Genomic DNA, 19,875 nt, shown 5'->3' with positions numbered 1-19,875 from the left:
TATGACACAACCGGTTTCCATTCTGTTTGTGTGCCTCGGCAACATCTGCCGCTCACCCACGGCGCAGGGCGTGTTCGCAAAGCAGATCCAGGATGCGGGGCTGCAGGACCATATCCGGATCGATTCCGCGGGCACGGGCCACTGGCACGTGGGCAAATCCCCGGACCCCCGGGCCACGGATGCCGCCCGCCAGCGCGGCCTTGATCTTACCGACCAGCGGGCACGCCAGGTCTCGCTGGAAGATTTCTACACCTTTGACCACATCCTGGCGATGGACCGCGCCAACCATGGTGACCTGCGCTCCATGGCACCGCCCAACGCCGATGCCATGGTGGAGCTGTTTCTCAGCTACGCCCGTCACGCGGATACCGATGAGGTCCCCGATCCGTACTATGGCGGGGAATCCGGGTTTACGCGGGTGCTGGACCTGATCACGGACGCCGGCGAGGGCCTGCTTGCCGAGTTGCGCTCGCGGCATGGGCTATGAACCAGGGGGTTCTTGAGCAGGGGGTGGACCTGCAGTCGCATAACACGCTGCGACTGCCTGGCCAGGCGCGATGGTTCGCCCGTATCACTGACCCGGATTTGCTTCCAGAGCTTCTGGAATGGGCAGACTCCCAACAGCTGCCGGTACAGGTCCTGGGTGGCGGCAGTAACGTGGTGCTGTGCTCGGATATCCATGGGGTGGTGCTGGGCATTGCCATCCGCGAGTGCCACTGGCAGGTTCTTGACGAAGACCAAGCCATACTGACCCTTGGGGCGGGCGAGAACTGGGATACGGTCGTCCGTTACGCGGCCTCCATCGGCTACCGCGGGCTTGAGAATCTGGCCCTGATCCCGGGCACTGTCGGTGCCGCGCCCATCCAGAACATCGGGGCCTATGGCCGGGACCTGAGCGATGTGTTCGAAAGCCTGGATGCCTGGGACAGGCAGCAAGCGCGATTCCGGACCTTGGGGCCGGAGGAGTGCAACTTCGGCTACCGGGACAGCCTGTTCAAGCGCGATCCAGAACGTTTCATCATCGTGCGCGTTCGGGTCCGCCTGTCGCGCTCGGCGCCTTTCCGGCTGGATTACGGCGAGCTCGCGCGGGAAGTCGCGGACCATGCGGACCTACAGCAGGAGCTGACGCCGGAGGCGATTGCCGACACGGTCAGCCGCATCCGTCTGGCGAAGCTGCCCGACCCCGCCGTGCTGCCCAATGCCGGCAGCTTCTTCAAGAACCCGGTGGTGGACCAGGCAACTGGCGAAGCGTTAAGGCAGCAGTTTCCGGGGCTGGTGGCCCATCCGGATCCGGGTGGGCTCAAGCTGGCGGCCGGATGGCTGATCGAGCAGTGTGGCTGGAAAGGGCACAGGGAAGCGCACGTCGGGGTACACTCGAAACAGGCCCTGGTGCTGATCCATCACGGCAATGGCACCGGGGCGGAACTGCTGGCGCTGGCCGGGCGCATCCGCGAGGACGTGCGGGCGCGTTTTGGCGTGACGCTGGAAATTGAGCCGAGGCTGATCGGCAACGAAGGGTGATTGACAGTTGTGCACTGAGTCACGAGTATTCCGTGCTGACAGCCTCATTAAAAGAGATCCGACACGACAGGTGCTCTCATGACAGATTCGCGTTCCCCCGGCAAGCGCTTCCGCGATGCGCTGACCGACCAGCCACTCCAGATTGTTGGCACCATCAATGCCTACACCGCCATCATGGCCGAGAAGAGCGGCCACAGGGCCATCTACCTCTCCGGCGGCGGTGTGGCCAACGCGTCGTTCGGTCTGCCGGACCTGGGCATGACCACCATGAACGACGTGGTCGAGGATGCCCGCCGGATCACGTCCGCCTCGAACATTCCGCTGCTGGTGGACATTGATACGGGCTGGGGTGGGGCGCTCAACATCGCCCGTACCATCCGGGAAATGGAGCGCGCCGGCGTTGCCGCCGTGCACCTGGAAGACCAGGTCGCCCAGAAACGCTGCGGGCACCGGCCGAACAAGGAGATCGTCTCAAAGGAGGAGATGGTTGACCGCATCAGGGCCGCCGCGGACGCCCGCCAGGATCCGGATTTCTTCATCATCGCCCGCACCGATGCCTTTGCCCAGGAAGGCCGCGACTCCGCCATCGAGCGTGCCCAGGCCTGTGTGGATGCGGGCGCGGACGCCATCTTCGCGGAAGCGGTGGCGGACCTCGAGGACTACCGGGCCTTTGTGGAGGCGCTGGACGTACCCGTGCTGGCCAACATCACCGAGTTTGGCAAGACGCCGCTGTTCAACCGCCAGGAACTGGCGGACGTGGGCGTCGGCATGGTGCTGTACCCGCTCAGTGCCTTCCGGGCAATGAACAAGGCCGCGCTGAACGTGTACCAGCACATTCTCAACGACGGTGACCAGAAGGCCGTTGTGGACCAGATGCAGACCCGTGACGAGCTCTATGACTTCCTCGACTACCACGAATTCGAGGCCAAGCTCGACGAACTCTTTGAGCAGAAGAAATAGCAGCAACAAAAAGCATGACAGGTGAGAGGAAAGAACCATGAGCGATAAACCACAAGGCGGCGCCGGCCTGCGGGGTCAGGTTGCCGGCGAGACGGCACTCTGTACGGTAGGCAAGACCGGTACCGGCCTCACGTACCGCGGCTACGACATAACCGACCTGGCCAACAATGCCCAGTTCGAGGAAGTGGCCCACCTGCTGATCCACGGCCATCTGCCGAACCAGCGGGAACTTGAAGCCTACCGGAAGCGCCTGGCAGCCAAGCGTCACCTGCCGGACGCCCTGAAAGAGGTGCTGGAGCGGATTCCGGCGGACGCCCACCCCATGGACGTGATGCGCACCGGCTGTTCCATGCTCGGCAACCTTGAAACCGAGCAGAGCTTTGACGAACAGGACGACCACATCGACCGCATGCTTGCGGCCCTTCCAGCGGTCATCTGCTACTGGTATCGCTATACCCATGACGGCGTGCGCATCGACACCGACCTGGACGACGACACCATCGGCTCCCACTTCCTGCACATGCTGCACGGCCGCAAGCCCAGCCAGCTGCATGCCGATGTCATGAACGTCTCGCTCATCCTCTATGCCGAGCATGAGTTCAATGCGTCTACCTTCACGGCCCGGGTCTGTGCCTCCACGCTCTCGGACATCCACTCCTGCGTCACCGGCGCCATCGGCAGCCTGCGCGGTCCGCTTCACGGCGGCGCCAACGAAGCCGCGATGGAAATGATCGAAGGCTTCAACGACCCAGACGACGCCGAGGAGAAACTGCTCGGGATGCTGGAGCGCAAGGATAAGATCATGGGCTTCGGCCATGCTGTCTACCGCGACGCCGATCCGCGCAACGCGATCATTAAGAAGTGGTCCAAGGCGCTGGCCGATGACTATGGCGACACCAGCCTCTACGATATCTCCGAGCGCTGCGAAGAGGTGATGTGGCGCGAGAAGAAGCTGTTCCCGAACGCCGACTTCTTCCACGCCTCCGCGTACTTCTTCATGAACATCCCGACCAAGCTGTTCACGCCCATCTTCCTGATGTCACGCGTCTCCGGCTGGACGGCCCACGTGAAGGAACAGCGCGCCAACAACCGCATCATCCGCCCGAGCGCCGACTACACCGGCCCGGAACACCAGGACTGGTTGCCGATCGACGAGCGGTAATTTCTGGCGGTACTGACACGGCCTGAAGAATCAGGCGTGAGGGACTGCTTACCGGGAAGCTCGGTCGCCAGGGGTCAGGCCGAAAGGTCTGACGGGTTGCCATGGAAGGCAACCCAGGACCAGTACACGAAGCAGGAAAGCGAAGTGTACTGGGCGACCGCGCAGCGTCCAGGGATGGATTCATAGCGATTCCCGGGAAGCAGTCCCTCTCGACTGATTCCTGCATCAGATTCAACAATCCAGACAGGAAACATAAAGGAATCAGTATGAGCGCCAACGTAGAATCCAACGTCCGCCCGGACTACGACGACATCATCCAGAAAATCGCCGACTACGTCCTCGATTACAACATCAAGAGCAAAGAAGCCCTGGACACCGCCCGCAACTGCCTGATGGACACCCTCGGCTGCGGCCTGCTGGCCCTGCGCTTCCCCGAGTGCACCAAGCACCTCGGCCCGCTCGTCGAAGGCACCCAGGTCCCCAACGGTGCGCGCGTGCCCGGCACCCCCTTTCGTCTGGATCCCGTAAAAGCCGCCTGGGACATCGGCTGCATCATCCGCTGGCTCGACTACAACGACACCTGGCTCGCCGCCGAGTGGGGCCACCCCTCCGACAACCTCGGGGGCATCCTCGCCATTGCCGACCACCTCTCCCAGAAGCGCGTCGCCGAGGGCAAGGACCCGCTCACCATGCGTGACGTGATCGAAGGCATGATCATGGCCCACGAGATCCAGGGTGTGCTGGCGCTTGAGAATTCCTTCAACCGTGTCGGCCTGGACCATGTGGTGCTCGTGAAGGTCGCTTCGACCGCCGTCACCGCGAAGCTCATGGGCTGTGACCGTGAGGAGATCATGGCGGCGCTCTCCCACGCCTGGGTGGATGGCCAGTCCCTGCGGACCTACCGGCACGCGCCCAACGCCGGCTCCCGCAAGTCCTGGGCCGCCGGTGACGCCACCTCCCGTGCCGTGCGCCTCGCCGACATCGCCAAGCGCGGCGAGATGGGCATCCCGGGCGCCCTGAGCGCGCCGCAGTGGGGCTTCTACGACGTGCTGTTCAGCAAGACCAACCGGGATCAGCAGGTGAAGCCGGAGGAAGACCGCCGGTTCAAGCTGCCCCAGGACTTCGGCAGCTATGTGATGGAGAACGTCCTGTTCAAGATCTCCTTCCCGGCCGAATTCCACGCCCAGACCGCGGCCGAGGCCGCCGTCACCCTGCATCCCCAGGTGAAGGACCGGCTGGACGAGATCGATAAGATTGTGATCACCACCCACGAATCCGCGATCCGCATCATCTCCAAGGAAGGCAACCTCGCCAACGCCGCCGACCGTGACCACTGCCTGCAGTACATGACCGCCGTGCCGCTGATCTTCGGCAACCTCACGGCCGAGCACTACGAGGACGACTTCCACGCCAACAACCCGATCGTTGACGAGATCCGGGGCAAGATGGAGGTCCAGGAGGACGAGCGTTACACACGGGAGTACCTGGAAGAGGACAAGCGCTCCATCGCCAATGCGATCCAGGTGTTCTTCAAGGACGGGTCCAGCACCGACAACGTGGCCGTGGAATACCCGATCGGGCATCGCCGCCGCCGTGAGGATGGCATTCCGCTGCTGGAGCAGAAATTCCGCAACAATCTGGCAACCCGCTTCACCCAGAAGCGTTCAGAGCAGATCTTCAGCCTCTGCAAGGACCAGAAGACGCTCGAGAACACCCCGGTCAACGAGTTCATGGACCTGTTTGAAGGGTGTTAAATGAACTGACGTTTAGGTTTTTGAAGAATCCAGAAATAGAAACGGCACCCATAAGGGTGCCGTTCAGGTTCTAAGCCCAACAGGGGCAATCAGGCACGGCGGCGGTAGCTGAAGCCAAGACCCGCCAGACCAAGGCCAAGCAGCGCAAGGGTGCCCGGTTCCGGCACACGGCCGACGGTTACGTCGTCGATGCCATAACCATCGTTCGGATCGTTTGAGTGAATTTCGAAGCTGTCGAGCCCCTCATTATCAAACAGTGAGATGTAGAACAGACCGCCACTACCTAAAGATTTCCCGAAAACGTCGCTGAACGCGAAATTGGAACCATTGATGCTGAAACGGCCGCCCGAGTCGTTCGGATCAGTCATGAAAAAGCCAACCGCGTTGTTTTCAGCATTCGGTGTAAACTTCACGCTCTGGGCATCCATGCTGTCCAGCCACTGGGTGGGGGATGTGGCAAATCGACCGTTGAACGGTGTCTCATCATCGTTAAGGACGGCAAGGCCAGCTCCACACTTGAAACCTTCATCATTACAGTTCTCTGTGGGTGAATTAGAAGCCGGCTGAGTCACGTCAAAGGTTCCGACAGAGGAAGCGAAAGACGTGGTCTGATTGTTGAAATCAGTGGCTACGGCGTAGCTTTCAAAATTGTCGGTCGCATAGCCGGGTTGCAGTGTGCCCTGGAACGAACTCTGCGCATTTGCGCCATCATCGCTGATTTTCAGCACAGGCACTGCATTCGCTGTAGCTACCCCTACCGCCAGCAGACCGGCGTTAAACAACTTTGTATAGGTTTTCATCGCACTATGCTCCTTGCATATAAGGTGGAACGCGTGAATATTTATGCAAGGAGTGGGCCAAAAAATAATTTCCTTTAAATACAGGTAGTTAATCGGACCCGGAGGCTCTTATCGACCTTTGTCTGTAAAAGAACCTGACACTCCGGAGTGTAGAGCGGCGCGTCTCACAGCCGGCCGTCGACGGCCTGCTTCGGCAGAGCGTATTTGACGTCAAAGAGAATGGAGCCGGCGGGTTTACCCAAAGCTCTGAGATCCTCGACACCGCGTTCGATGAAGTCCCGGTGTCCGACAGCCAGGATCATCGCGTCATAGTGGCCCCGAGCCGGCTCCTGCACCAGTTCAATGCCGTACTCCTCGCGCACTTCGTCCGGGTCCGCCCAGGGATCCCAGACATCCACGTTGGCGTGGTAGTCCTGGAATTCGTGGACCAGGTCGATGGCCCGGGTGTTGCGGATGTCAGGACAGTTCTCCTTGAACGTCAGGCCCATGATGAGAACGTTGGAGTCCACCACCTGGATGCGGCTGCGGGTCATCATCTTGATCACGCGTTCCGCGACCTCGGCGCCCATACGATCGTTCAGGCGCCGGCCGGAAAGGATCATCTCGGGGTGGTAGCCCACGGCCTGGGCCTTGTGGGTCAGGTAATAGGGGTCCACGCCGATGCAGTGACCGCCCACCAGCCCGGGCCGGAAGGGCAGGAAGTTCCACTTGGTTCCCGCGGCCTGGAGCACTTCCTCGGTATCGATCCCCAACCGTTCGAAGATCAGGGAGAGCTCATTGACCAGGGCAATGTTCACGTCCCGCTGGGTGTTCTCGATAACCTTGGCGGCCTCCGCCACCCGGATGGAGCTGGCCAGATGGGTGCCCGCCGTGATCACCGAGGCGTACAGATCATCCACAAAGCGTGCCGTCTCGGGCGTGGAACCGGAAGTCACCTTGAGGATGCTGGTAACCCGGTGTTCTTTATCACCGGGGTTGATCCGTTCGGGGCTGTAGCCGGCGAAGAAGTCCTTGTTGAAGGTCAGGCCGGAGCCGGCTTCCAGAAGCGGGATACAGATTTCCTCGGTGGCGCCGGGGTAGACCGTGGACTCGTAGATGACAGTGTCGCCCTGTTTGAGCACTTTCGCCACGGACTGGGAAGCGCCGCGCAGGGGGCCGAAATCGGGGGTCTTGAAGGCATCGATCGGGGTGGGGACCGTCACGATGAACACATTGCAGTCGCGTATGCTCTCCAGTTCCGAGGAAAAGCTCAGCTGGCTGGAGGCCGCAAGCTCCCCGGGCTCCACCTCGCGGGTGTCGTCAAAGCCGTCCTTGAGCTGCGCGATCCGGTGACTGTCAATGTCGAATCCCAGGGTGGGGTACTGCTTGCCGAATTCCACGGCGAGGGGAAGCCCCACGTACCCCAGGCCGATAACACCGATCCGGACATCCTTAACGGTTGCCATGATGCTGTAATCCCTTGGTGATGAAGATGCGATATTGTGCCTCAAGGTGCCGAGGTTGACGAGACGCTGTTAAAAACCTCAAATCAGTGAAGTTACAAATTGAAATTGAAATGGTCAGGTGTAGAATGAATTCCAGTTAAGCGGAGCTTAAGTCAGGCGGCACAGGGTGTGCCGTTGAGCTGCTCCGCGTTGTGACGGCGCAAGGAAGGAGATGCTGTGGCGCACGTCCGTCTGTTTCGACATTACCTCCATGTCCCTTTTCTGGTTCTGGGGCTGCTTGATCTTCTGGCGTTGGTCGTTGCGCTGTATCTCGCGGTGTTCTTCCGTTATTTCGGCGATCCCGGCATGCTGGCGTCGTATTGGACCTATGTCCTGCCTTCAGCCCTGGCGTTCGGGCTGGCCAATCTCATTGTCATGGTCGCCCTGGCCGTGCATCAGGCCAAGCTCGAGGAAGGTCTCACGGGCATGATGCTGCGGACCATCATGGGTCTGATTGTCAGCCTCCCGCTTTCCTATGTGCTGGCCTTCCTGCTGCCTGATTATTTCTGGTACCTGGGCGGCGAGGGCGTGGTGACTTCCGCGTCCGTCTTCGGTTTCCTGCTTCTCGGCATTGTCCGTAGCCTGTTCTTCCGTCTTATCGGGGCCAACCGGTTCCGGCGCCGGGTCCTGATGCTGGGCGCGGGCAAGCGTGCCCACCAGATGGAAGAGGAACTGCAGTCGCCGATGAACCGGAAAGGCTTCGAGCTGGTGGGGTTCCTGACCGCCAACGAGGACCGCATCCATGTGGATGAAACACGGCTCTGCAGCCCCCGGGAGGGCGAGGATCTCGCCGCCATGGCGGATCGCCTGCGTATTGATGAGATCGTGATCGCGGTGGACGACCGGCGCCATGGTGGGCTCCCCATGGAGGGGCTGCTGGAGTGCCGTATGCGGGGCGTCCGGATCATCGAGGGCGCAAGCTTCTATGAGCGCGAGACCCGCAAGGTGGCGCTGGAGATGATCACGCCGGGCTGGCTGGTGTTCTCGGAAGGGTTCTCCCTCTCCACGATTTCACGCCTGAGCAAGCGCCTTATCGATATGGTGGCCGCACTGGTTCTGCTGGCCGTGACCTGGCCCTTGATGCTCCTCACCGCGATCGCGATCAAGCTCGAGGATGGCCTCACAGCACCGGTGCTCTACAGCCAGGAGCGTGTTGGCCTGAACGGGCGCATATTCCGGGTCCACAAGTTCCGCTCCATGCGTACGGACGCGGAGAAGGGCGGGGCGGTGTGGGCGCAGAAGGACGACGACCGGATCACGCGGGTAGGCCATGTCATCCGCAAGGTCAGGATCGACGAGCTGCCGCAAATCTTTAACGTGCTCAAGGGCGAGATGGCGTTCGTTGGGCCACGCCCGGAACGCCCCGTCTTTGTCGACCAGCTTTCCGAAAGTATCCCGTTCTACAGTGAACGCCACCGGGTCAAGCCGGGGCTCACGGGCTGGGCACAGCTGTGCTTCGCCTATGCGGACAGCGAGGAGGACACCCGGGAGAAACTCCGGTATGACCTCTATTACATCAAGAACCAGAGCCTGCTTCTCGACATCCTGACCATGGTGCAGACAGTGGAAGTGGTGCTGTTCAAGAAAGGAGCGCAATGATGAATGCGCAATCTGTAATGCATTTCACCGAAACGCCGGGACCCGTTCTGACAGAATCCCGGTTTGATCAGAGCGGATCATGGCGGTCAGGGAGGTTGATGATGAGACAGACCGTGGGTGCAGGCCTGCTGCTGATGGTATTCCTGCTTATAGCTGGTTGTTCAGGAAGTCCCTATTCTTCGGAAAACCGGATCCAGAAGGCGCTTGAGCGTGAGACCGAGCCGGTGGAGCAATACCGGATTGGCCCCTCAGACACCTTGAGGATCGTTGTGTGGCGCAACGAGGACCTGAGCGTTCAGGTACCGGTACGCCCGGACGGGCGCATCTCGGTCCCCCTGGCTGGCGATGTGTCGGCCAGTGGTGAAACCCCGGAAGACCTGGCGGCGAAGATTGAGGAAGGGCTGGACACCTACATCCGTCAGCCCGAGGTCAGCGTGATTGTTACCCAGATGGGGAGCCACGAATTCAGCCACCGGGTCCGTGTCACCGGCGCGGTGAGCCAGCCTTCTTCCCAGCCCTACCACCAGGGCATGACGGTCATGGATGTGGTGCTCGGAGCCGGCGGATTGAACGAATTCGCCAACGGGGATGCGGCGACGCTGTATCGCCAGCTGGATGGCAACGTTGTGGCGATCCCTCTGGATCTGGACGCCATCCTCAACGACGGGGACATCAGTACGAATCATCGCCTGGTTCCCGGCGACATCATAACGATTCCGGAACGTCGATTCTGACGGGCCCCTGGAGGTAAACGCCGATGGCATTACCACTGTCACGCCTTCCCTTTGAACTGCTGCGGGAACTCCGCCATTACCGGTGGGCGGCTGTCGGGCTTTTCGCCCTGACCAGCTTTGCGGTGCTGGCGGTGGGGTTCGTGTATCCCTACCAGTACCGCTCGGAAGTGGTCATTTTCGTGGACGACAGCAACATCATCCGGCCCCTGATGGAGGGGTCCGCGGAGATGACCGGGATTTCGGACCAGACCTCCTCCGCCCGCGAGCTGTTGTACTCGCGCCGTGTCCTGGAGCGTCTCCTGGAATCCGACCGGATTTTCAACGAGAACATTTCCCAGATGTCCACAGAGCGCCTGGAAGGCCTCTATTCGCGGCTGCGACACAATATAAACGTCAATGCCCAAGGTGACAGTTACTTTACGATCAGCTATCAGGATACGGATCCCAGGCAGGTTTACCTGATTGCCCAGAGGCTGGGGCAGCTGTTCCTTGAGGAGACCAATCGGCGCAAACGCAAGGAAAGCCGCAGCGCGTATGAGTTCATCGACAAACAGGTCAAGTCCTACGAACAGCAGATCAGCAACACCGAACAGAAGCTGAAGGAGTTCCTGTCGCGCAACGTCGAGGGCACGGAGCAGGAAGCCAACTCGCGGATGGCCCGGATCCGCTCCGATATTGACTCTGCGGAGCTGGAGCTGGAGGAAATTCAGGCCCAGATTCGCTCTCTTGAAGAGCAGCTCGCATCGTTTTCCAGCGGCCAGAGTGTGAGCAGTGCGAGTGATGCTGCCGCGGGACCGCTGGCCGAGCGCATCAACCGCATGGAAGAGCGGCTGGATGAACTCAAGCTTCGCTATGAGGACTCTTACCCGGATGTGGTCAGTCTTGAGCGCCAGATCCAGGAACTCAAGGATCGCCGGGCCAACAACCCATCCGGGCAGACAGAAGGGGACGGTGGTAGCGGGCTCATGTTCAACCCGGTGTACCAGGAACTCAAGACCGAACTTTCCCGGGCAACGACACGAGAGGAGTCCCTTCGAACCCGCATCAGTGCCTTGCAACGGCGCTTGGCCGAGCAGAAAGGCCGGATGGAGAAAATCCAGGAAAACAAGGCGGAACGGGCGGAGTTGACCCGGGATCTTGAGGTTAACCGTGAGATCTTCAATGACCTTCTGAAACGGCGTGAACGGGCCCGGGTCTCTATGCATCTGGATGTTGAAGGGCAGGGGATGTCTTTCCAGATTCATGAGCAGGCCCGCTATCCTCTTAACCCGTCGGGCCTCCAGTTCGAGACTTTCGCCTCGGTAGGGTGGCTCCTGGGGCTGATGGCACCGTTTGGCCTGCTGGCGGGCATATTGCAGATTGATCCCAGGGTAAGAACCACGGAACAGATGCGTGATGCACTGGACATTCCATTGCTGGGGAGTATCCCCAGGGTACGGACCCCCTATGAACGGCGACGGGAAAAACGCGGCTACGTGGTCATGGTGATCTGCGTTGCGCTGGTCGGCGGTGCCTATGGGGCTGTCGTGTTCCTGAGGATGACAGGAGTGCTTGGATGAGTGATTCAGGACAGGGGCGTGACGACCACGACCGGGAAGTGTCGCCGAACACCCGGAGCGAATGGGGAAGTGACGACGCGCGTTTTGACCGGGTACCCCCGGATGCGACCGAGAAGGGTGATGGCGGCCCACACGCCCGGCGCCAGTCCCATGGGGCGTCCAGTGAGGGCCACGAGCTGGTCAGCAGGCGGGGTGACCTGACGGAAAAGATCCAGGCCAGCAAGCAGATCGCCAACATGCAGGAGCCCCGGCGCCTTAATCGGGACGACCTGGATGAACGGCGCATCATCTACCCCGAGTCGCCCGACCGGAACCTGGTCAACCGTTTCCGCCAGTTGCGGACCCAGCTGCTGGAAGTCAGCAACAATACCAACTTCTCCCTGGTGGTGACCGGGGCGGTGGAAGGCGCTGGTTCCTCTTTCATGTCCGTGAACCTCGCGGCCGCGTTCGCATTCGACCAGTCCAAGACGGCGCTGCTGGTGGACTGCAACCTGCGCTATCCCTGTCTGCACTCGTTGCTGGACATCATGCCGGACGCGGGGCTGACCGATTTCATCGAGGATCCGGAGTACGATATCGGGCGCATCATCTACCCGACGGGTATCCCGCGCCTGCGCCTGATTCCCGCCGGCAGCCGCCGGGAGTCACCCTCCGAGTTCTTCACTAGCTGGCGGATGGAGGAGTTTATCAATGCCATCCGCGAGCGCTACCCGGACCGGTTCATCATCCTGGATACTTCCAGCATTGCGGATTCGCCGGATGCCCGGATCCTGACCGAACTCTGTGATTACACCATGCTCGTGGTCCCCCACGGGAAGGTCACCACCACCCAGGTGGAAAACGCCGTTGGGGGCATCGACCCCAACAAATTTGTCGGAGCCATACTGAATGCCTGAACGGACCCTTCAAGGTCCCGGTTCAAGGATGAACGGAACAAAACGGGTCGTTTTCGGTGCAGTCCTGACGCTGTGGCCAATGGCGGTAGCGTGGGCGAATCCTGCCACGGTGGATGTGTTCGCGAACACCCGTTATTCGGACAACATCGACAAACGGGCCTCCGGTAACGAGGAAGGCGACTTCGAGCACCGGGTCGGTCTGGGCATCAACAAGGCCTCGGATCCGGGCACCTGTGAAACGGCCATCGGTGGCGACATCGCCTTCGTGACCTATCAGCACGGCACCAACAGCGACGAAGTCAGCGCGGATCTTAATGCCTCCGGTAACTGTCAGCCCAACCGCAACGTCCGGTGGAGCGCCCGGGGCAGTGTGCGCGACGTCCGAACCACCACCGAGGCGCCGGATTCCCCGGACAACCGCGAACGGCGCAATTTCTTCGCGACAGGCCCCAGCTTTATTGCCTACCCGAGCCGCCTGGATACCCTCACACTGAACGTGGAATACCAGATGACCCGCTTCCAGGAATCCACCGAGGACGACAGTGACCGGGTAGTGACCACAGGCCGCTGGCAGCACCTGTTCAGTCGCAACTTCAACGGGGGGCTGGCCCTCAGCCAGAGCAATATCGAATACCGGCGCACCGAGGAGGAACTGACACGCCGCACGGCCAATGGGTTCTTCAGCTGGCAGCGGGGCAATGGCGCCTGGAACGGCGAGCTGGGCTACTCCTGGCTCGAGAGCGAGCAGGGCCCGCTGGCAAATGACTCGGAAGGCGTTACGGGCGAACTGGGCTACAGCTACCAGTGGGGGAAGGGGACCAGCGCGTTCGCGCAGGTCCGCCGCTCCATCACGGATGTCTCCTCGGAAGTGGACCTGAGAATACCGGGGCTGGACCTGAACCTGACCGAAACCTCCGCCGTCGTGGTGACCGCGTTCAAGGTCGGCGCAGGCCAGCAATGGACGGGGCGAACCCGCACCGACCTCAGTGTGTCCGCGACCCGGTCTGATTATGAAGCCTCCGGCACCACCGAAGACCGCCTCAGCAGCGAATTATCCCTAAGCCACAAGCTTACCGAGAACCTCAGCGGACGGAGTAGTGTTGGCTATGCACGGGAAGAATTCGGCCAGAGCGGCGATGACCAGCGGGATACCGTGCGCGGGCAACTGGGCCTGGATTACCGCCGGACACGGGATCTTACCCTGAACGCCAGCATTGGCCACGAGACCCAATCCGCCGACAGCCAGGGCGCTCGTAACTACGACGAGAACTGGATCCAGGTCGGCGTGCGTTACAACCTCAGGTAGCCTATGAACACCATACCCAATGCACTGACCATCGATGTGGAAGACTACTTCCACGTGGCGGCCCTTTCCGAGGTGATCAGCCCCGAGGACTGGTCGTCCATGGAATACCGCTGTGAGGCCAACACCGACCGTCTGCTGGAGATCTTCGACAATGCGGGCGTCAAGGGAACCTTTTTCGTACTGGGCTGGGTGGCGGAGAAATCCCCCGCGCTGGTGCGACGCATCGCCGAAGCCGGCCACGAGATCGCCAGCCACGGCTACAGCCACCAACTCGTCTACAACCAGACCCCGGAGGTTTTCCGCGAGGAAACCATCAAGTCCAAGGCCCTGCTGGAAGACCAGGTGCAGCAGCCCGTGAACGGCTACCGCGCCGCGAGCTATTCCATCACCAACGAGTCCCGCTGGGCCCTGGACATCCTGGCCGAGGCCGGCTTTACCTGGGATTCCTCCATATTCCCGGTCCGCCACGACCGCTACGGCATGCCGGGCAGCCCCCGCTGGCCCCACCGCCTGACCACGGACAAGGGCCATGAGCTGATCGAGTTCCCGCTGACAACGCTCAAGCTCGGCGGTTTCACGCTGCCCATCGCCGGCGGCGGCTACTTCCGGCTCTACCCGTACCCGTTCAGCCAGTGGGGCCTGAACCAGGCGAACCGCCAGGGCGAGCCCTTCATCTTCTACCTGCACCCCTGGGAGATCGACCCCGGCCAGCCCCGGTTCGACGTCAAATGGTTCTCCAAGTTCCGCCACTACAACAACCTGGGCAAGTGCGAGGCCCGCCTGGAAAAACTCGTCAATCACTTCGAGTTCACCACGGTCGCCAACGTCCTGGACCAGAAAACCACCCAACTTGAAACCTTCAACCTGAGAGCCGCCACCTGATGCTCGAAACGCTCTTCTGGCTCTCCGCTGCCCTGGTCGTCTACATCTACATTGGTTACCCCGCCCTCATGGGCCTGCTGGCGTTGAAAAAGCGCCCGGTAGCGTACGACGACAACTATCAGCCCAACGTCTCCATCCTCATCGCCGCCTACAATGAGGAGAAGGACATTGCCGAGACGCTGGAGAACAAGATCGCCCAGCAATACCCCAGGGACCGCCTGGAAATCCTCGTCGTCTCCGACGAATCCGAGGACGACACCGATCAAATCGTCCAACGCTACGCCCGCCAGTCCGACGTCAGCATCCGCCTCTTCCGCCAGACCCCCCGCCAGGGCAAGACCGCCGGCCTCAACCTCATCGCCCCCGAGGCCAAGGGCGAGATCATCATCTTCTCCGATGCCAATTCCCAATGGGCACCAGATGCCGTGGCTAAGCTCGTGCGCAACTTCGCGGACCCGGGAGTGGGCTATGTGACGGGCAAGATGGTCTACACCCACGACGACGGCTCCCTGATGGGCGATGGCTGCAGCAGTTACATGAAATACGAGAACTGGCTGCGTGCAAAGGAAACGGCCGTGGGCTCCATCGTGGGTGTGGATGGCGGCATCGATGCCATGCGTCGGAATCTGTATGAGCCGCTGAGTCCGGATCAGCTCCCGGACTTCGTCCAACCCCTGAAGGTTGTAGAGAAGGGGTGGCGGGCCATCTACGAACCTGACGCACTGCTCAAGGAAAAGGCCCTTAAGGACTCGGAAAGCGAGTTCGCCATGCGCCTACGCGTCTCCCTTCGGGCCATCTGGGCATTGTACGACATGAGGCAACTATTCAACCCGTTCAACCATGGCCTTTACGCATTCCAGCTGCTGTCCCATAAGGTTCTGCGATACTACGCTTTCGTGCCGTTGGCAATTCTGGCGTTGGTTTCCACAGTCCTGTCCAACGACGGCTTGTGGTACACGCTGGCCTTCTGGGCCCAGATTGGCTTTTACGGCGTGGCCTGTGCCGGGCATAGCAAGGAGAGCAAAGGGGAAGAACTCTCGAGCCTGTTCGCGATACCGTATTACTTTGTGCTTCTCAATCTCGCTTGCCTTTACGCCGCCCAGGCATTTCAGCGTGGCGAGAAGCGGACCACCTGGGCGCCAAGGAAAGGTTAACTCTCTGGGAATGTTGACCTGATGAGCTCCAACGTACAACGGAAGACGATTTTCCGGACTACCGAACCATGATGATTCATGGCTCACACAACGGCTTTCTGGTGCCCGTAGAAGCGGATCGCCTGTCAAATGAGGTGTGCGAAGGCGACCAGGAAACGAAAACCCGCTCCGCTTCTGTTGCGGAGCTATGAAAGTCTTGCACTTGATCGACAGTGGCGGGCTTTATGGCGCTGAAAAGATGTTGTTGAGTTTGGCCACTGAGCAGCAAGCGCTCGGACTGGATGTGACTATTCTGAGCGCGGGAGAACATGGTTGCGGTGAGAAGCCGATTGAGGCAGAAGCTGCGCGGCTCGGTTTGAAGATTATCGCGTGGCGCATGAAACCAGGATTGAATATTAAAAGCATGCTCAAGCTTGTTCGCTGGGCAAGAGCAAAGCAATTCGAGCTACTGCATTCACATGGCTATAAGTTCAATATCCTGACTGCAATCATGCCCCGCAAATTCCTTTGCATCCCAGTCGTCACAACATTGCACGGCTTCGTCCGGGCGCGTCGTTATACCAAGATGTGGTTTTACGAACTGCTTGACCGGTTTGCGCTCAAACGGCTCGATGCAGTTTGTCCCGTGAGCGAAAGCATGCGCGATGAAATTACTCCGTGGGTTGCATCTCACACGATTGTTCAAGTCGTATCGAATGGTCTGGACCTGCGAGAAATTCATCGGCATGCAGACGATTCATTGGCGCCAACAGAAATAAAGGAGTTCATCGCCCACCACAGTCCCGTTGTTGTGGGGGTGGGGCGGCTCTCTCATGAGAAGGGATTTGATCTATTGATTGGCAGCTTTGCGACGGTCAAAGAGTATTGGCCCAAAGCAGGGCTGATCATTGTTGGTGAGGGCCCCATGCGCTCTGAGCTACGAAAAAAGGCCGACGAGACCGGCCTTTCCGACTCTTGTCTAATGCCTGGTTATGTTGCAAATATTCCCTCGATTCTATCAGCCGCGTCGGTGTTGGTACTGTCTTCCAGGACTGAAGGGCTGCCCATTACCTTGCTTGAGGCAATGGCTGTCGGGGTGCCTGTAGTGGCATCAGATGTCGGGGCTATTCCATCGGTACTCGAGGAGGGGGAGTTAGGCCGATTAACCCCAGCTGGCGATTGCAATGCCTTGGCAAATTCCATCACTGAAACGTTGACGGACAGTGCATCCGCTCACAGGAAGACCGAGGCTGCCAGGTCGCACGTTGAAGCCTGTTACTCAGCACGCACCATGGCACAGACGTATACGGACGTTTATCGCAGTGTTCTGGGAAGAGACGGGGGCCACCTGAGGAATGGAACTTCGACGGAAGCAGTGTCGAATGGGTGATCTCAACCACTGGATATTTCGCATCCTTTTTTATCTGATAAAAAGCCGACGTGTAGCGGTGTTAGGAGATTATAAGTGAAGGATAGGTTATGGGTGACGTGGGAAGACCATCGACGCTCTCGCGTTCTTGCCGAGCAGTTCAAATGTAAATACAAGCCGCTTACCCTGGAGGCTTCACGATATATCCGATATCCAGCTTTGGCTGCGCTTACCCTCGCGCTCTTGGTGCGGGAAAGGCCGAAGTATCTCTTTTGCCAGAATCCGTCAGTGGTGCTCGCGGCGTTATGCGTGCTTCTGAAACCTCTCTTTCGTTATCGGTTGATTGTTGATCGACACTCCAATTTCAAGTTTGAAACGGCTGACTCCAAGGCATTGAAAGCCCGTATTTTTCACGCGGTAAGCAACTTTTCTATTCGTAATGCTGACCTTAACATCATCACCAACCATGTCCTTGCAGACATTGTGGAACAAACAGGTGGTAGGGCAGTCGTGTTACCTGACAAGATTCCGCAACTTGATTCGAGTAAGCCCGCCCCCAACTTTTTCTCACTGAGTGATACCGCTAAAGTCGTTTGCATCACCATGTTTGATGATGATGAGCCGATACAAGAGTTGGTACAGGCTGGGGTTGGCCTTGGGGATAGGGCCACTTTATTTATGACCGGTAATTACCGGAAGACGTACAGTGAAGCGGAGAAAGAGGCTCTAGAAGAAAAAGGTGTACATTTCTGCGGATTTGTGGACGAAGAGACGTATGCCAGTGCGCTGGCTAATGCTGATGCTGTCGTGGTCCTTACGAAAAAGGACTTAATTCTCAACTGCGGTGCGTATGAAGCATTATCACTCGCGAAGCCATTAGTTCTATCCGACACTCCGACATTGCAACAGTATTTTGGGGGCTGCGCAGTCTACGCAGACCCACGTAATCCACGCTCGATTATAGATAGCATCATTAAGGCATTGAACTGCCGAGATCAGTTGTCATATAAGGCTAAAACTTCGGTGGAGATCTTAGACCGGGAATGGAATATCCAGTTTTCACGAGTCTGTGAGTCCGCGGGAATTATCTGATAAAAAATGGGACTTAAAGGTAGCTAACAAAATATCTAGTTTTGCAATGGCTCAAAAATATAAGAAAGTATATTTAAATGTGGCTAACGTTTTGATTCAGTTGGTACGGGTGAGTGATAAATTACTATGAATAAGGTCGTAGAATTTTTCTATTATAACGCACCTGTAATTTTTCAAAATCTTCTTGTTAGTGCTTATGGATTTTGGTTGTGGCGAAGTCGCTATTCGAAAGAGGCGCCAGAGTTTCTTGAGTTCCTGAAAAAAACCGAACTGTATTCCACTGAAAAGTTAAAGCTATTGCAAGAAGAAAAGTTTGTTGATCTAGCGAGACATGCCATAAGAACAGTTCCTTATTATTCGCGGTGGGCTTCTAATAATGGTATTAATGAGTGCGACATAACAGGTCAGACGTGCATTAAACGTTTCCCTGTCATAAGTAAAGATGATATTCGGAAAAATCCAGATGACTTTATTTCATCTGACTATAGAAAAAAAGACTTAATGACTCTCAGTACGAGTGGCACTACGGGATCTCCCCTGAAGATCTGGTGTGATAGAAGGTGTCGAACATACCACTATGCGTTTTTTTCCCGGCTAAGATCTTGGTTTGGAATTAGTGCTAGGTCGAAGCGCGCCACTCTGTTTGGTCGGGTTATTATGAAGGCCTCCCAAGAAAAACCTCCCTTTTGGCGCTATGATATTGCACAGAGAAATCTGATTTTTTCGTCTTATCATCTCTCGGAAAAAAACATTCATCACTACTATAAGAAGCTCTGTGATTATAACCCAGAAGAGATAATAGGGTACCCCTCAAGTCTCTATCAAATAGCGTTGTATGTGCTCGACTCTGAAGCTGAGCCCCTAAGACCTAAGCTGGTGATCTGTACGGCAGAAAATTTACTTGATTATCAGAGAGAAGCCATTTCCAAAGCTTTTGATGCACCAACCATAAACCAGTATGGCTGTACTGAGATGGCGTTTTTCGCATCCGAGTGTGAACATGGAAAAATGCACTTTCATCCGGAGCATGGAATTTTTGAAGTATTGAATGAGAGGGGGCTAGAGGTCTCCAAAGAGGAGGGGCGATTAATTGCGACGGGGCTTTTAAATCGCGCAATGCCTCTTATTAGATATGATACAGGGGATATTATTTCGGTATCACACGAGAGTCGTAGCTGTAACTGTGGCCGGTCTTTCCCTGTAATTGAAGAAATCGAGGGGCGGGTTGATGACTTGGTTTACAGGCTGGATGGAACGCCAGTAGGAAGACTGGATCCTATCTTTAAAGGAGGTGGCTCTATTATCGAAGCGAAGGTCAAGCAGGATAAGGCGGGGAATATTCAGGTTTTGGTTGTACCTGATCATGGGTTTACTAAGAATGAGGAAAATAGGCTGCAGTATGAGCTCCGAAAGCGAGTAGGAGCTGATACTGAAATTGAGATATTAGCAGTGGATACGATTGAGAGAGAGAAGAATGGAAAATTTCGAGCGGTGGTTAGTGAGTTTGAACCAAGATCCTGAGTTCAGATAATAGCTGAAGCACATTAGAGGTAGGAGGGCCGCCGGTTTACTCCAAAGTGCTGCAGTTATTATCTGAATTCAGAGTTGTTTTGAATGTCCGAAA

General features: G+C 58.1%; 17 protein-coding genes. 15 read left to right on the top strand and 2 right to left on the bottom strand.

Going from position 1 to position 19,875, the window contains the following annotated elements:
- Position 1: 1 nt before the first annotated feature.
- The 5 genes from H4I92_RS15665 (at position 2) to prpD (ending at position 5,397) form a co-directional block, all read left to right on the top strand.
- Positions 2-487 (top strand): low molecular weight protein-tyrosine-phosphatase, encoded by a 486-nt coding sequence (locus H4I92_RS15665; RefSeq protein WP_077531459.1) that lies wholly within the window; start codon positions 2-4, stop codon positions 485-487.
- Positions 484-1,521 carry a UDP-N-acetylmuramate dehydrogenase gene (gene murB / locus H4I92_RS15660; protein WP_077531458.1) on the top strand — a complete coding sequence of 346 codons (1,038 nt, stop codon included), beginning with the start codon at positions 484-486 and terminating at the stop codon, positions 1,519-1,521. Before H4I92_RS15665 ends, murB begins: the two co-directional genes overlap by 4 nt.
- Before the next feature lie 78 nt (positions 1,522-1,599).
- On the top strand, positions 1,600-2,481 hold the full coding sequence (gene prpB / locus H4I92_RS15655) for a methylisocitrate lyase (protein WP_077531457.1): 882 nt from the start codon (positions 1,600-1,602) through the stop codon (positions 2,479-2,481).
- A 37-nt stretch (positions 2,482-2,518) separates the two neighbouring features.
- Positions 2,519-3,643: a bifunctional 2-methylcitrate synthase/citrate synthase gene (gene prpC / locus H4I92_RS15650; protein WP_077531456.1), complete on the top strand. Its 1,125-nt coding sequence runs from the start codon at positions 2,519-2,521 to the stop codon at positions 3,641-3,643.
- A gap of 266 nt (positions 3,644-3,909) precedes the next feature.
- Entirely contained in the window at positions 3,910-5,397 is a 1,488-nt protein-coding gene (gene prpD / locus H4I92_RS15645; RefSeq protein WP_077531455.1) for a 2-methylcitrate dehydratase, read from the top strand.
- 89 nt (positions 5,398-5,486) lie between these two features.
- On the opposite strand, the gene H4I92_RS15640 is transcribed toward prpD, so the two are convergent.
- Entirely contained in the window at positions 5,487-6,197 is a 711-nt protein-coding gene (locus H4I92_RS15640) for a PEP-CTERM sorting domain-containing protein (protein WP_218668237.1), read from the bottom strand.
- Positions 6,198-6,361: 164 nt separating this feature from the next.
- Entirely contained in the window at positions 6,362-7,642 is a 1,281-nt protein-coding gene (gene tviB, locus H4I92_RS15635; RefSeq protein ID WP_077531454.1) for a Vi polysaccharide biosynthesis UDP-N-acetylglucosamine C-6 dehydrogenase TviB, read from the bottom strand.
- Positions 7,643-7,858: 216 nt separating this feature from the next.
- Here tviB and H4I92_RS15630 point away from each other — a divergent pair, with 216 nt between their 5' ends.
- The 10 genes from H4I92_RS15630 (at position 7,859) to H4I92_RS15585 (ending at position 19,772) form a co-directional block, all read left to right on the top strand.
- Positions 7,859-9,280, top strand: a complete 1,422-nt coding sequence (locus tag H4I92_RS15630) for a TIGR03013 family XrtA/PEP-CTERM system glycosyltransferase (protein ID WP_077531453.1) — start codon at positions 7,859-7,861, stop codon at positions 9,278-9,280.
- 98 nt (positions 9,281-9,378) lie between these two features.
- The gene (locus tag H4I92_RS15625; RefSeq protein ID WP_077531452.1) at positions 9,379-10,014 is read left to right on the top strand and encodes an XrtA/PEP-CTERM system exopolysaccharide export protein; all 636 of its coding nucleotides are present in this window, start codon (positions 9,379-9,381) and stop codon (positions 10,012-10,014) included.
- Between the two features lie 23 nt (positions 10,015-10,037).
- Entirely contained in the window at positions 10,038-11,573 is a 1,536-nt protein-coding gene (locus H4I92_RS15620) for an XrtA system polysaccharide chain length determinant (RefSeq protein WP_077531451.1), read from the top strand.
- Positions 11,570-12,469: a P-loop NTPase family protein gene (locus tag H4I92_RS15615; protein WP_218668236.1), complete on the top strand. Its 900-nt coding sequence runs from the start codon at positions 11,570-11,572 to the stop codon at positions 12,467-12,469. Before H4I92_RS15620 ends, H4I92_RS15615 begins: the two co-directional genes overlap by 4 nt.
- A 28-nt stretch (positions 12,470-12,497) precedes the next feature.
- A complete protein-coding gene (locus H4I92_RS15610; RefSeq protein WP_179105742.1) occupies positions 12,498-13,775 on the top strand; it encodes an outer membrane beta-barrel protein in 1,278 nt (425 codons plus the stop codon).
- Positions 13,776-13,778: 3 nt separating this feature from the next.
- On the top strand, positions 13,779-14,657 hold the full coding sequence (locus tag H4I92_RS15605; protein WP_077531449.1) for an XrtA system polysaccharide deacetylase: 879 nt from the start codon (positions 13,779-13,781) through the stop codon (positions 14,655-14,657).
- Positions 14,657-15,811 (top strand): glycosyltransferase family 2 protein, encoded by a 1,155-nt coding sequence (locus H4I92_RS15600; RefSeq protein WP_077531448.1) that lies wholly within the window; start codon positions 14,657-14,659, stop codon positions 15,809-15,811. The genes H4I92_RS15605 and H4I92_RS15600 overlap by 1 nt, the downstream gene beginning before the upstream one ends.
- Positions 15,812-16,007: 196 nt before the next feature.
- On the top strand, positions 16,008-17,180 hold the full coding sequence (locus H4I92_RS15595; protein WP_179105741.1) for a glycosyltransferase: 1,173 nt from the start codon (positions 16,008-16,010) through the stop codon (positions 17,178-17,180).
- A gap of 93 nt (positions 17,181-17,273) precedes the next feature.
- Positions 17,274-18,251, top strand: coding sequence for a glycosyltransferase (locus H4I92_RS17100; protein ID WP_143512732.1), 978 nt, complete (start codon positions 17,274-17,276; stop codon positions 18,249-18,251).
- 126 nt (positions 18,252-18,377) lie between these two features.
- Positions 18,378-19,772, top strand: coding sequence for a phenylacetate--CoA ligase family protein (locus H4I92_RS15585; protein ID WP_143512730.1), 1,395 nt, complete (start codon positions 18,378-18,380; stop codon positions 19,770-19,772).
- The last annotated feature ends 103 nt before the right edge of the window (positions 19,773-19,875 follow it).

It is taken from the genome of Vreelandella halophila, from assembly GCF_019903425.1.
Lineage (GTDB): Bacteria > Pseudomonadota > Gammaproteobacteria > Pseudomonadales > Oleiphilaceae > Halospina > Halospina halophila.
The sequence above is the reverse complement of the archived record's forward strand: the minus strand, read 5'-3'. Positions and strand labels throughout refer to the sequence as shown.

Excerpts from the sequence above, each read along its gene's own strand:
- H4I92_RS15605 (WP_077531449.1), top strand. The coding sequence starts at position 13,779 with ATGAACACCATACCCAATGCACTGACCATCGATGTGGAAGACTACTTC.
- H4I92_RS15625 (WP_077531452.1), top strand. The coding sequence starts at position 9,379 with ATGATGAGACAGACCGTGGGTGCAGGCCTGCTGCTGATGGTATTCCTG.
- H4I92_RS15620 (WP_077531451.1), top strand. The coding sequence starts at position 10,038 with ATGGCATTACCACTGTCACGCCTTCCCTTTGAACTGCTGCGGGAACTC.
- prpD (WP_077531455.1), top strand. The coding sequence starts at position 3,910 with ATGAGCGCCAACGTAGAATCCAACGTCCGCCCGGACTACGACGACATC.
- H4I92_RS15640 (WP_218668237.1), bottom strand. The coding sequence starts at position 6,197 with ATGAAAACCTATACAAAGTTGTTTAACGCCGGTCTGCTGGCGGTAGGG.
- prpC (WP_077531456.1), top strand. The coding sequence starts at position 2,519 with ATGAGCGATAAACCACAAGGCGGCGCCGGCCTGCGGGGTCAGGTTGCC.
- H4I92_RS15665 (WP_077531459.1), top strand. The coding sequence starts at position 2 with ATGACACAACCGGTTTCCATTCTGTTTGTGTGCCTCGGCAACATCTGC.
- H4I92_RS15585 (WP_143512730.1), top strand. The coding sequence starts at position 18,378 with ATGAATAAGGTCGTAGAATTTTTCTATTATAACGCACCTGTAATTTTT.
- tviB (WP_077531454.1), bottom strand. The coding sequence starts at position 7,642 with ATGGCAACCGTTAAGGATGTCCGGATCGGTGTTATCGGCCTGGGGTAC.
- H4I92_RS15610 (WP_179105742.1), top strand. The coding sequence starts at position 12,498 with ATGAACGGAACAAAACGGGTCGTTTTCGGTGCAGTCCTGACGCTGTGG.
- prpB (WP_077531457.1), top strand. The coding sequence starts at position 1,600 with ATGACAGATTCGCGTTCCCCCGGCAAGCGCTTCCGCGATGCGCTGACC.
- H4I92_RS15615 (WP_218668236.1), top strand. The coding sequence starts at position 11,570 with ATGAGTGATTCAGGACAGGGGCGTGACGACCACGACCGGGAAGTGTCG.
- murB (WP_077531458.1), top strand. The coding sequence starts at position 484 with ATGAACCAGGGGGTTCTTGAGCAGGGGGTGGACCTGCAGTCGCATAAC.
- H4I92_RS15600 (WP_077531448.1), top strand. The coding sequence starts at position 14,657 with ATGCTCGAAACGCTCTTCTGGCTCTCCGCTGCCCTGGTCGTCTACATC.